Annotated in this window: 11 protein-coding genes and 2 pseudogenes; 9 read left to right on the forward strand and 4 right to left on the reverse strand. The window is 68.6% G+C overall.

Translation table 11 applies throughout. The features are described from left to right. Positions 1-63 precede the first annotated feature (63 nt). Positions 64-534, reverse strand: a complete 471-nt coding sequence (locus tag ACFU5F_RS17095) for an ATP-binding protein (protein WP_383887602.1) — start codon at positions 532-534, stop codon at positions 64-66. Positions 535-731: 197 nt separating this feature from the next. Here ACFU5F_RS17095 and ACFU5F_RS17100 point away from each other — a divergent pair, with 197 nt between their 5' ends. Together ACFU5F_RS17100 and ACFU5F_RS17105 are read left to right on the forward strand one after the other, a co-directional pair. Further along, positions 732-1262, forward strand: coding sequence for a methanogen output domain 1-containing protein (locus tag ACFU5F_RS17100; RefSeq protein WP_383887604.1), 531 nt, complete (start codon positions 732-734; stop codon positions 1260-1262). Next, positions 1259-2839: a SpoIIE family protein phosphatase gene (locus ACFU5F_RS17105; protein ID WP_383887606.1), complete on the forward strand. Its 1581-nt coding sequence runs from the start codon at positions 1259-1261 to the stop codon at positions 2837-2839. Before ACFU5F_RS17100 ends, ACFU5F_RS17105 begins: the two co-directional genes overlap by 4 nt. On the opposite strand, the gene ACFU5F_RS17110 is transcribed toward ACFU5F_RS17105, so the two are convergent. Next, positions 2742-3221 (reverse strand): DUF6207 family protein, encoded by a 480-nt coding sequence (locus ACFU5F_RS17110; protein ID WP_383887608.1) that lies wholly within the window; start codon positions 3219-3221, stop codon positions 2742-2744. The genes ACFU5F_RS17105 and ACFU5F_RS17110 overlap by 98 nt on opposite strands. Before the next feature lie 169 nt (positions 3222-3390). On the opposite strand from ACFU5F_RS17110, the gene ACFU5F_RS17115 reads away from it, so the two are divergent. From ACFU5F_RS17115 to istB, 5 genes and pseudogenes are all read left to right on the forward strand, one after another. Next, positions 3391-3699, forward strand: coding sequence for a transposase (locus ACFU5F_RS17115; RefSeq protein ID WP_171072378.1), 309 nt, complete (start codon positions 3391-3393; stop codon positions 3697-3699). Further along, a complete protein-coding gene (locus tag ACFU5F_RS17120) occupies positions 3696-4616 on the forward strand; it encodes an IS3 family transposase (RefSeq protein ID WP_383887610.1) in 921 nt (306 codons plus the stop codon). The genes ACFU5F_RS17115 and ACFU5F_RS17120 overlap by 4 nt, the downstream gene beginning before the upstream one ends. Positions 4617-4755: 139 nt before the next feature. After that, positions 4756-5166, forward strand: a complete 411-nt coding sequence (locus tag ACFU5F_RS17125) for a hypothetical protein (protein WP_383887661.1) — start codon at positions 4756-4758, stop codon at positions 5164-5166. A gap of 508 nt (positions 5167-5674) precedes the next feature. Continuing rightward, positions 5675-7313, forward strand: a pseudogene (gene istA / locus ACFU5F_RS17130) (IS21 family transposase). Continuing rightward, a complete protein-coding gene (gene istB / locus ACFU5F_RS17135) occupies positions 7310-8107 on the forward strand; it encodes an IS21-like element helper ATPase IstB (protein ID WP_383887612.1) in 798 nt (265 codons plus the stop codon). The pseudogene istA and the gene istB overlap by 4 nt, the downstream one beginning before the upstream one ends. Positions 8108-8182: 75 nt before the next feature. Here the strand turns inward: istB and ACFU5F_RS17140 are convergent, their stop codons facing one another. After that, entirely contained in the window at positions 8183-8923 is a 741-nt protein-coding gene (locus ACFU5F_RS17140) for a class I SAM-dependent methyltransferase (RefSeq protein WP_383887614.1), read from the reverse strand. A gap of 1486 nt (positions 8924-10409) precedes the next feature. On the opposite strand from ACFU5F_RS17140, the pseudogene ACFU5F_RS17145 reads away from it, so the two are divergent. Beyond that, positions 10410-10855, forward strand: a pseudogene (locus ACFU5F_RS17145) (ATP-binding protein); the annotation flags it as partial. Positions 10856-11009: 154 nt separating this feature from the next. On the opposite strand, the gene ACFU5F_RS17150 reads toward ACFU5F_RS17145, so the two are convergent. Further along, positions 11010-11498: a replication-relaxation family protein gene (locus tag ACFU5F_RS17150; RefSeq protein WP_383887662.1), complete on the reverse strand. Its 489-nt coding sequence runs from the start codon at positions 11496-11498 to the stop codon at positions 11010-11012. A gap of 500 nt (positions 11499-11998) precedes the next feature. On the opposite strand from ACFU5F_RS17150, the gene ACFU5F_RS17155 reads away from it, so the two are divergent. After that, a complete protein-coding gene (locus ACFU5F_RS17155; RefSeq protein ID WP_383887616.1) occupies positions 11999-12280 on the forward strand; it encodes a hypothetical protein in 282 nt (93 codons plus the stop codon). Positions 12281-12322: the final 42 nt, after the last annotated feature.

Here is a 12322-nt window from a genome sequence, read left to right on the forward strand (position 1 = left end):
CGACCGAGTCGGAGTCTTCCCGTAGTGGCGCCACTGCTGATCCAGGGTTGGAAGGAGGCGCGCTCAGGGGGCGAGGCTGAGTTCGGCCCAGACTGTTTTGCCGGGGTGGCGTGGGGTGACGCCCCAGCGTTGGGAGAGTCGTTCGAGGAGCTGCATGCCGAAGCCGCTGGGCTCGGTGTTCTTGGTGGCGCGTGTGCGTGGCCAGCGGTTGCTGTAATCGCTGACCGCGATGCGCAGCAGCCGATCGTTCCAGGTGAGCCGGATCAGAGGTGGGCCGGCGCCGTGGCGGATGGCGTTGGTCATCAGTTCCGAGACGAGCAGTTCGATGGTCTGGAGCATCCGGCGCTGGCGCAGCGGGGCGCCGGCTTCCACGCAGTCGCGGACCCAGTGCCGGGCGGCCGCGATGCTCGCTGTGACTGCGGGGAAACGCGACTCGCAGGATGGGATGGTCGGTTCGCCGTTCACGAGGTTCCTCCAGCGGGGGTGGCCCTGCGCGGCCGCCGACTGGCGCTGCGCACAGCCGGTGGCAGTCATCTGTCGGGTTACCCCTGCCTGCGTGGTGAACCATTTGTGCCTGCCGGGTGACCGGCAGATCCTGTGAAGGCCGTTTGCCGCTGTCAAACGGGACTGGTGGTGGCGGGCTGGAGAGCGCTGGCAGAATCAGATCCCGACAATGACATTGAGGCCACGCCGGTCGCGCTGCCGCCGGGCCTGGGGGCGAGGGAGCCGGTATGGGACAGGTTTCGGATGTGGAGATTCCTCTGGACCGTGATGTGTTCCTGCGGACCTTGGTGCGTGAGCTGGCGACGTCACTGGAGTCAGTGATCGGTCTGGAGGAGGCGTCCGGCTACGTCAGCCTCGTGGGGCAGGCAGTCGGCACGCAGATCGACGAGATGTACCTCAAGGCGCTGGGAGCCGACCGGCTCACAGGCGAGCAGGTCGCCGAGGCACTCGTGGATCTCAAGCGGCGCATCAACGGTGACTTCTACGTCATCGAGCACGACGAGACGAAGATCGTGCTGGGCAACCGGGTGTGCCCGTTCGCGGAGAAAGTGGTGGGCCGGGAGTCGATGTGCATGATGACGTCCAACGTCTTCGGCACCATCGCCGCCCGCAATCTGGGCTATGCGCGGGTGGAGCTGGAGGAGACCATCGCGCGCGGCGACGCGGGCTGCCGTGTGGTGGTGCACCTGGTCCCCGACGTGGATGTCGAGACGGTGCGCGGCCGTGAATACTTCGGCGACCGGGCTGTGGCTCCATGACCCTTGGCCTCTTCCGGGCCATCACCAGACCGCTGCCCCATCCGGTGCTGCTGTGCGGGGCCGACGGCCGCGTGCTGGCCGCCAACCCGGCGGCGAGCCGCTGTGACGACCGGCTGCGTCCGGGTGCCAGCGTCTTCGACCTACGGCCCGACGACACCCCGCTGCTGCGTCAGCAGCTGGCTGTATGGCTGCGCAGCGGCAGTCCCGTGCCCGGCGTACTGGTTCTCAAGGACGCTGACGGCCGCATGCGGCGGTTTCGCTGTCACGGGGCGCGGGCCACCTGGTGGGACGGCCTGCAGCCGGCCGTGCAGCTGCATCTCGTCGAGGCCGGGGCGTCCGACCGGTTCGTCGTGCTCAGCCAGCAGGTCGAGGCGCTGAACCGGGAGGTGGCATTCCGCCGGGCCGCCGAAGTGGACCGGGCACGGTTGCTCGCCGCTGAACAGGCCGCCCGTACCCAGTTGCAGCACCTGTACGACCTGACCGCCGCCCTGGCCGCTGCGATCACCCTCGCGCAGGTTTCCCGCGTCGTCAGCGAGGTGGCGCCGGCCGCCCTGGGGGCCAGCGCGGCGGAGCTCTATCTGCACTCGGCGCGGCTGGTGCCTCCCCTGCAGCCTGAGGACAACTCTCTCCCGGTCGGGGCCGGCGGCTGGACCGACCTGGACCGGCCGTCCTGCGCGGACGGCTCGCTTCCCCACGAGGCCACGGACGCGGTTCCGCTCGCGCTGTCACTGGAGGCGGACGGCGTCCCGCTGGGCATGCTCATCGTGTACGGCTCCCACAGCTCCACCGCTTCCGCGCACATGAAGGCCGTGGCGCAGCAGATCGCCCAGGCCCTGCGCCGGGCGGGGCTCCACGAACACGAGCACCGGGTCGCCGAACGCCTCCAGCTCAGCCTGCTGCCGCAGCTGCCGCAGCTGTCCGGCCTGGAGACAGCGACCTGCTACGCCCCGGGCAGTGACCTGCTCTCGGTCGGCGGCGACTGGTACGACGTCTACGACGTGGACGCCGATCACATCGGCCTGAGCATCGGCGACGTCGCCGGCCACGGACTGCACGAAGCGACCGTCATGGCACAGATCACCGCCGCCCTGCGCAACATCGTGCCGCGCTGCGGCACCGACCCCGCTGCTGTCCTCGACGAAGTCAACACCTTCCTGGGCCGCTACCACCCGGAGCGGATGGCCACCGCCTGCTACCTGGTCTTCGATCGCCGCACCCGCACCCTGACCTACGCCACCGCCGGCCACCCGCCGCCACTGCTCATCCACGCCGACGGCACCAGCGCCTACCTCGACCGGGCCACCTCACCGCCCCTCGGCCCCGTCCGCAACGTCCGCTACCGGCAGGCCCACACCACCGTGGCCGAGAGGGACACGCTGTTGCTGTACACCGACGGAGTGATCGAGCGCCGACGGGAAGACCTCGCCATCGGAATGCAACGGCTCACCGAGTTCGCCCGCACCACCAGCCGCCTGGACATCACCGAGCTGTGCGACCGCTTCCTGCACCACCAGCCCGAGGTGGTATTCCCTGACGACCGGGCCCTGCTCGCCGCCCGCTTCCCTCCATCGGTCTGACCGACCCTCCCTTTAGCACGGCAGGCAAGGGCGAGGACGCCCCGCCTGCCGATGGCCGGCACTGCCCTGACTGCCGCACCGATCTCCTCGGCCAGCCACCGGGGCTGCTCAAGGCACTCTTCAGCCGCAGCGACCCATCGAAAGCACCGTGAACAGCCGCTGTGTCACACGCTTCCCGGGGTGAGCTTCTGGCGTACGTCCAGCTGCAGCGCAGCCGGATGCCGGGCTTACCCGGTACCCGGGTTGTCCGGTCCGCTGCCACGGTCGCCCACCGGGTGGCGAGCAGCTCCTGGACGACGAGAGCCGTCTGGTTGTCGCACGCCGCGATCTCCACCACGGCCAGCCCCGGCAGCGCGACATGCGCTTGGTTGATCGGCTCCATGTACGGCACTACGGGCGGGCGTCTTCGTCGGTTCTGCGAGCTGGCGGGCTTCACCGACCGGGTACGCGACGGGCCGCCAGACGGCTGGGAGGTGTCCGGGTGAGGTTCCCCCGAGATGCGGGGAGAGGTGACAGCAGGTCAGATGGGGCTCACGAGAGGAGCTCTGACGATGCCTGCCCCGAGGAAGTACCCGCTGGAGTTGCGTGAGCGTGCGGTGCGGATGTACCGAGCTTCCGAGCCGAAGCCCGTGATCCGCCGCATGGCCGAGGAACTCGGCGTGCACCACGAGGCCCTGCGTAACTGGATCCGTCAGGCCGAGGCCGATGCCGGCGAGCGAGGCGACATGCTCACCACCGCCGAGCGTGAGGAGCTTGCCGCCCTTCGCAAGGAGAACGCCCAGCTCAAGCGCGCGAATGAAGTCCTGCGGACGGCCTCCGCTTTTTTCGCGGCCCAGCTCGACCCGACCCGGCCCAGGTGACGGCGCTCGTTGACGAGCACCCGCACCTGGGGGTCGAGCCCGTACTCCGGGAACTGAACATCCCCTCTTCCACCTACTACCGGTGGCGCCAGGCCGAGACCGAGCCGTGCGAACGGCGCCGCCGGGACGCGGAGCTGACGGGCAGGATCCAGCAGGTCCACGACGACTCCGGCGGAATCTACGGCTCACCCCGCGTGCACGCCGTCCTCAAGCGTGAGGGCGTCCACGTCGGCCGCAAGCGCGTCGAGCGGCTCATGCGCCAGGCCGGCCTCGCCGGGATCAGCCCCCGCCGGGACAAGGGCTTCACTCGCCGTGACCCGGACGCCGATCTGGCCCCTGAACTGGTGCAACGCGACTTCACCGCGAACGGGCCGAACCGGCTGTGGGTCACCGACCTGACCATGATCCCCACCGGGGAGGGGCCGCTGTGGCTGTCCGCGATCCGCGACGCGTTCTCCCGCCGGGTCGTGGCCTGGGAGACCTCCGCCCGCGCGGACGCCGACCTGGTCCTCACCTCGCTGGAGTATGCCCTGGCCAGCCGCGAAGTCGCCCCCGGCGAGCTCGTTCACCACGCCGACCACGGCTGTCAGTACACGTCTGTGAAGCTCACAACACGCCTGGTCAGGGCCGGTATCCAAGCATCCATGGGCTCGGTCGGCGACTCGTTCGACAATGCCCTGGCGGAGAACCTGTGGATGGTCATCAAGACCGAGTGCATCCGCGGCCACCTCTTCGCCACCAGGGCCGAAGCGAACCTCGCGCTCTTCGAGTACATCGACGGCTTCTACAACCCCCGCCGCATCCAGAAACGGCTCGGCTACCTCAGCCCGATCGAATACGAAGAGAAGCACTACGCCGACCAGGCAGCGACCGAACAAGTGAACCTGAAACCACGTCAACCCGCTCTGACCAGCTAGTCAGCCACTCCCGCACTGCGGGGGAACCTCAGGGTGATCGTGTCGGGCCGCTCGGTGCCGAGGTGGCTGGGTCACTGGCCGATCTTCTGCGCTCTGCCGCTGATGAACAGGGACCGGCATTAGGGTGTCGGGTGTGGACATGCGGACGGTCATTGAAGAACTGGTGGAGGAAGCGGAACGCCTGATCCGCGAACGGGTGTGGCTTCTGACATCCACTGACCGTGCCGTCGCGGCGAAGGCCGCCGCCGACCTGCACGCCGCCGTAGGCGCCCCGCAGTTCCAGCAGACTCTGTCCGAGGTCGACCGGTTGGAGCACTTGCGGGAAGCACTTGCTGCTGTGGCCATCGCCCTCGCCCGCGTACATGGACGCCTGGCCTGGTTCCTCGGCGCAGCTGCTACCGCCCTCATGCCAGTCCTGCACTGGCGCGCCATGCCCGCCGAAGACGGCCGCACCTTCGGCGCCGTCGTGCCGGTCCTCCAGCAGTACGCGGAAGCCGAAGACGCGGTCCGCCGGCTCCAGAGCACCCTCGCCAGCATCGCCACCGCCTGACACTATCCGGCTCAGCCGAACGTCATGATCGCCCGTGCTAGGCCTGACCGCGGGTGCTGGTGTAGCGCACGCCGGGCCCCACTTCTCCCTCACCGGGGCCATGCCCCACTGGCAGAGCGGGCTGCCGCCGCTGCAGTATTTCCGTGTGGAGTGCTGACATCCCGAGGACGGGCCGACCAGGCTGCTTGGGCAGATGAAGGTGGAGGGGTTCGGCTCGTTGACCGGTGGTGGGGGAGTGCTGGTCATCGGTGGTCGTCCTGTGCCGGGCGATGCGTGCGAATCGCCGCGGACACGGCATAACGACCGCGAAGACCAGCCGTTCGATCCCCGCTCGCACCTGCTCGCGGTGGTAGAGGGGGAGCCAGTGGTTCTGTTGACGGAATCCGACACCACTTGTCGCTCAGGGCCGAGAACGCCGTGTTTCGTCGGAGGGCGGTGTCTGTGAGTTCTGGCAACGCTTGAGGGCTTGCGGTGGGAGCATTGACGTGCTCTGCGGGATGAGGCTGCGATGACGCCACCGAAATCCAAGGTCGACTTGTACGCGGCGATCCGCCGTGACGCCCGGGCAGGAATGTCGTACCGGGCCTTGATGCGTGAGCACGGAGTCGGATTCCGCACGGTGAAGGCCGCGTTGGAGTCGGTCTGGCCGGAGCCGCGGAAGAAGCCGCGGCCGCGCGGGACCCGCCTGGATGCCTACAAGCCGTTGATCGACGAGATCCTCCGAGCGGATCTGGATGCGCCGCGCAAGCAGCGTCACACGGTCAAGCGGATCTTCGACCGGCTCCTGGACGAGCACGGGGCGGAGGCGGTGACCTATCCGATGGTGCGGGCCTATGTCGCCGACCGGCGGCCCCAGATCGCTGTTGAGGCCGGCCGCGGGTTGGTACACGCGTTCATTCCGCAGTCCCACCGGCCGGGGGGCCGAGGCAGAGGTGGACTTCGGCGACGTGAAGGTACGCCTGGCCGGTGAGCAGGTCACCTGCTTCGTGTTCGCGATGCGCCTGTCGTATTCGGGCAAGGCCGTGCACCGCGTCTTCGCCTCCTGCGGCCAGGAGGCGTTCCTCGAATGCCACGTCCACGCTCTCAGCGTGCTGGGCGGTGTCCCAACCGGCAAGGTCCGCTACGACAACCTCCGCTCTGCGGTCTCCCGGGTGCTGAGCTCGCGTTCCCGCGTGGAGAACGAGCGGTGGACCGCGTTCCGGTCGCACTTCGGCATCGATGCTGCGTATTGCCTGCCCGGCATCGAGGGCGCCCATGAGAAGGGTGGGGTGGAGGGGCAGATCGGCTGGTTCCGCCGCAATCACATGGTCCCCGTCCCCGAGGTCGCCTCCATCGCCGAGCTCAACGTGATGATCGAGCAGTGGGACGAGGAGGACGAACGGCGCCGGATCGGGTCCCGGCCACGGCCGGTGAGCGAGTACTTCGCCGTTGAACGGCCGCTGCTGCAGCCGTTACCGGACGAACCCTCAGAGACGGGACGGCTGTTCAGCCTGCGGGTGGACCGCTTCAGCCAGATCAGTGTCCGCACCAATCGCTACTCGGTGCCGGTGCGGCTGATCGGGCGGACGGTGAGAGCCATACTGCACGCGTCCGAGCTGGTGGTCTACGACGGCCAGCGGGAGGTCGCCCGTCATGAACGGCTGATCGCCAAGGGGAAGGCCCGGCTGGATCTGGACCACTACCTGGAAGCCCTGGTCCGCAAGCCCGGCGCGTTTCCCGGGGCCACCTCCCTCGAACAGGCGCGTTCCGCAGGGAAGTTCACGCCCGTCCATGACGCCTGGTGGGAGGCGGCGAAGGCCGCCCACGGCGAGCGGGACGGCACCCGGGCCCTGAGCGAAGTCCTACTGATGGGCCGCCACGTCCCCCACGAGCACCTGGTCGCTGGGCTTGCCTCCGCGGTCAGGGCCGGCGCCCTGACCGCGGACGCCGTCGCCCTGGAGGCCCGGAAGGCTGCCGAAGCCGACGAGGTCGCAGCTCCGGTTGTCCCTGCGGAGCCGGAACGGACGAACGTGACCTCGCTGACCGAACGGCGGCTGGCCCAGCTGCCGCCCGACACCCGGCCGCTGCCCTCGGTCGCGGCCTACGACCAGCTGCTGCGCGCCCGGCAGCCGGCCGACCGCCTCGCCATCCAGGGAGAGATGCCGTGACACTCAAACGACACCGCGGGCTGACCGAACAGGCCGCGACCGCCGCCGTCGACCAGGCATGCCGCATGCTCAGGCTGCCCACTATCCGGGCCCAGTTCCCCGAACTGGCCGAAGCCGCCGCCCGCGACCAGATGTCCTATCGCGGCTTCCTCGCCGAACTGCTGATGGCCGAGTGCGACGACCGGGCCCGCCGCCGCTCCGAACGACGCATCAAGGCGGCGCAGTTCCCGCGGGAGAAGTCGCTGCGGGCCTTCGACTTCGAGGCCAACGGGAACGTCGACGCAGCCGTCATTCACACCCTGGCGACCTGCGAATGGGTCAAGAAGGGCCTGCCGCTCTGCCTGATCGGCGACTCGGGCACCGGCAAGTCCCACCTGTTGATCGCGCTCGGCACCGAGGCCGCCATGGCCGGCTTCCGGGTCCGCTACACACTTGCCACCAAGCTGGTCAACGAGTTGGTCGAGGCGGCGGACGAGAAGGTCCTGACCAAGACAATCGCCCGCTACGGACGCGTCGATCTCCTCTGCATAGACGAACTCGGCTACATGGAGCTGGACCGCCGCGGCGCTGAGCTGCTATTCCAGGTGCTCACCGAACGCGAGGAGAAGAACAGCGTCGCCATCGCCTCCAACGAATCTTTCGGCGGCTGGACCAAAACGTTCACCGATCCGCGACTCTGCGCGGCCATCGTCGACCGCCTCACCTTCGGCGGGAACATCATCGAGACCGGCACCGACTCCTACCGCCTCGCCAGCACCAGGGCGGCCCGAGGACAGGACATCGCCGCGAACTGATCACTTCTGGCGCACCGCCGTGACCGGCCCTTTCTCGCAGGCTTGAGTGTGCAGTCAGACGGCTCGCGCCTGGTCCTACAGGTCGGCCACGAGCAGCCGGTAGCCGGCGTCGAGGGCTTCGCGGTCGAGCAGGTCGGCATGGCGTTGGTGCCACCGGCCGGAGGACAGGTCGTCTGACAGCCGGGCCAAGCCCGGCTGGAGGACTTCGTCACTGGTCTGGGCGAACAGCGAGATACCGGCCCGCACTTCCGGGTCGAGGTATGCCTCGGGTCGGCGCCAGAAGGCGGCGAGGAATCCGTCGGTGCAGTCGTGCGGGACGGGGACGGTTTCGATGCGGGCGCCTCCCAGCAGCGTGGCCAAGCGGTCGACCGCGACGGCGCGTGTGTTGTCGAAAGCGGCTGCTTCGGGCAGGTACTCCTCCAGCAGCCAGAACCTGTGGTTGATGTCGGGGTCGAAGGTGAGGACGACGATCCGCTGCCGGGCGATGCGGAAGAGTTCGCCGATGCCGGCTTCCAGGTCGCTCCAGTGGTGCACGGTCAGGAGGGCCATCGCCGCATCGGCCGAGTCGTCGGCGAGAGGGATCGACTCCGCGGATGCTTCCAGGGCCGGTGCGGACCCGGCTGGGCGCTGGGCGATCATCACTGAGCTGGGTTCAACAGCCAGCACCGTGTGTGACGGTTCGTAGGAGCCGGTGCCGGCTCCTACGTTGATCACAGTGGTGGCACCATCGAGGGCTTGATGGATCCTGGCGGCGATTCGGAGGTCCGGTCGCCGGGTGTCAGCGTAGGTCGCACCGATGCTGTTGTAAGTCGCCACACCGCACAGTATGCGCTTCCCGCTGACACCGGGAAGAGCTCGCAGCGTTGTCAGTTCTCATCGATATTTTCGAGCTGTCTGATCGCCAACTGTTACCCGAAACCGTCGACAAACGTTGCCCGCTTCCACCGACGAAACCACTGCACCGCGTGCGGAGAGCTGAGTCTCACGCCGCGGGCGGTCACGTTCGCGGGGTGCGGGCCGACGTTGGGTATCGCTGTGCGGCGCCCACTTGATCGCCCTGATGCGGTCGGTACCGCGCATGCCGCTTGGGTGGGTCGCCATCCTGGCCGACCCGGCAAGATCGTCCTCACCGTCAGCTGAGGCCGACGGCACCGCCGGGCAGTGTGGGCGGCATCAGGGACCTGGCAGGGCCAGAGCGGCGGTGAGTTCGGCCAGCGCGCGGTGACCCGGGCCCGTCGCCGGACCGGGGGCAAGACCTACCTGGAGCTGACCGGAGGGTGGCTGGATGGACTCCTGTTGGATGTCACGGGCTGGACGTGTTGGTTGGCTGCTGTCACGTCGTGTGTCGCTGTGGGGCGGGGGAAGAGGAGATTCTCCAGCGTGTCCATGGCGAAGAGGAAGGCTGTCATCAGGGCGGGCACGAGCAGGACGAGCAGGATCACAGGACCTCCCGGAGAGGGGATGGTCGGCCTGTGCAGCCGATGGTGCCGTCTACCAGGATGGGGCCGGATGGCGGAATGCGCATGCCGTGCGCGGTGGCGCAGCGCATGGCAGTGGACCTGCTACGGCTTCCGGCATGGAACGCGCGTTCGAGCGTAGGTGCCGGAGGCTGACGAGTGTGCGGCGGGAAGCCTGGGGAGGTCGAACGCCGCCTTCTCGTCTTTCTTCAGGCTGCTGTGCGGTCGGCAGCGCGGTTTCACAAGGTTTTTCGACGCCGGTCTGGGTGGAGAGCCCGATGCTGAGATGGGCGGGCAGAGACGTGCCAAGTACAGGCGGGTAGCCGAAGCGGCACAGCTGGAGCCGCCGGTGCCCTGTGGGGCCGGCCGGCGCGCTGGGCGGGCAGGCAGGTGTCAGGGCGAGATCCAGCGGTTGTTTCACCAGCCATTCACAAGGGGTCGGCAAAAGCCGTCTACCGGTGTCATACGGTATGAAGACGTCGATCATGATGAGGATGGCAATCCCGTCACGGCCCGGACGGCAGCGCATGAGACAGCAACAACCACACCAACATCTGCTCACGGCAGCAGCGTTGCTGCTGTTCTGCGTACTGGCCACCACGGCCGCCATCTCTCGCCAACCGGCGTGGGCTCGCGTCCTATTGTTGATCGTTGCTGTTGCTGCTCTGCTTGTGGCGCTGATGAGTGCCTGGCCGGTGGTGTATGCCGCCTTGCGCCGAGCCGAGCCGCAGGCACCGGCCGTCCTGCACCGGCGCGGGAAGAGCAGTGCGGTGCCGGCGGGCAGGGCCAGGCGTCGGCTGCCCGGCGCATTCCCTGACCTCCTCTCGGCCGTGGCAGCAGGTGAGATGCCTGAGGGTGAGGGCGATGCGACAGGAGGCGGGACTGCGCTGCAGGCGGCCGCAGCCCTTGAGGGGGATTTCTCCTGCATCGCTCAGGCGCGCGATCTGGTGGCCGACTTTCTGAGCCGCGTGCGGGCCGATCACGGCCTGCCGGTCTCGGCGCGTGCCATGGACGTGGCGCAGCTGGTGGTCAGTGAACTGGTCACCAACGCCCGCAAGTACGCCCCCGGGCCCGCCCTGCTGGAGCTTCGTGTTGCCGGTGCCAGCTGGAAGTGACCGTGTGGGACAGTGACCCGTCCCTGCCCCTGGCGCGGGCTGCGGAACCCGGCCGGGTCGGCCAGCACGGCCTGGAGATCGTCATGGCCGTCGCCCAGAGTTTCGAAGCGCACCGCGAGCCGGTCGGCAAACGCATCACCGCCGGCATCGCCCTGTCCGACGACCCCGACGCGGATCCGGCCATCCAGACGGCGCCGGTCCCGGTCGGCCAGCGAGGAGCCGAGGGAGTCATGCCGCAAGCAGGAAACGCGGCCACGTTGGGTGACATCCCCCAGCAGCAGCCCGTGCTCGGCGCGGCGGATGAAGCCGCCCGGCTGGAGACGGAGGCCGCTACGACACCCTGGCCCCCCGCCCGGATGGGGTGGAACTCGCGCCCGTGCTTCCGGGTGCCAGCAGGTGATCGTGGGCTTGAGGGGACAGCTCGCTTGGTGCGTTTGCCCAGTTTCGACCCCGGTAGAAGACTGGCCATGTCAGAGGTTTCGGATGTGCGCGGGAGGCGTCATGTTCGTACGCACGCTTCGACCGCCGGCCTGCGCGAGACGATGGACGACGTCCGGCGGTCCGTAGCGGTGCTTGCACGCCGTACGGGGTGGGGAACCACGCCCGGGTTCGTCCGGCCTGCGGCAAGGTGATGCGGTCGACCACCCCCTCGCCGCGCAGTCTGGCCAGCCTGCGCCTGGTCTGTCCGGTAAGCACCGAGGGGGTGGTGCGCACCGAGGAGGCGATCACTTGGTGCATCTGCTCGGTGGTGGCCATCCGGTACCGCGTCAGCACGCCCAGCGCCAGCCGGTCTCCGCTGCCCGCGTTCACCCCGATCATCACGGATCTGCTCGCTCACCGCTCGGTGCGACGCCGGCCTGTCCGGCACCGCGCGTACCGGTTACGGCAGTAGCAGCCCCGACCGCGAAGGCGTGACCACGGTCACAAACGACAACGCCTCCGTGGACCAGGCCGTAACCCCATCCGACAGCCGGCCGCACTCACTCCCCGCACTCGCCCGCGAATCCGCAGGTCACCACGCTGGTCCGGCCGTGGTCGGGAGGTCCCGCCCGCCACTGTCACCACGTTCGTCACCGACCAAGTCCCCGAACCATGCAGCGCCCTGGTCCTCGCCTGCATCCTGCAACTGACCGACACCGACGAGGGCGCACGCTTCTGGTGGGCCTCTACCTGCGCAACTTCGCGCTGGGGGAACGGACCGGCCGAGTGGTGGCACCGACCCTCGGACGGCGCAGCAGCCATCCCCGCTGCTCGCGGTCGCCCGCACTCGGAACTAGCGTCGTTCACATCTGTCTTCGCACGCGAAACGAGGAACCGAGATGGCGATTCTGGTACTCAACCAGGCCCCTGGCTGGAATCAGGAGCTCTACCAGGCGACCTTCGACCGGGCGATCCCGGACCCCACGAATCCGCCCGCCGGGCTCATCGCCCACTTCGGGGCGCCCGGCGAGACGGGCGGCTGGCAGGTCATTGACGTGTGGGAGTCGGAGGAGGCGTTCCGGCGCTTCATGGAAGAGCAGGTCAAGCCAGCCGCGCAGGAACTTGGGGCACCACCGTTCGAGTCGAAGGTGGTCGAGGTCTACAACGCTCTGATCCCGTAACGACCGCCTGGGCATGGGCCAGTGACGGATCAACGCGTCGGA

This window comes from Streptomyces sp. NPDC057438, assembly GCF_042802995.1.
Lineage (GTDB): Bacteria > Actinomycetota > Actinomycetes > Streptomycetales > Streptomycetaceae > Streptomyces.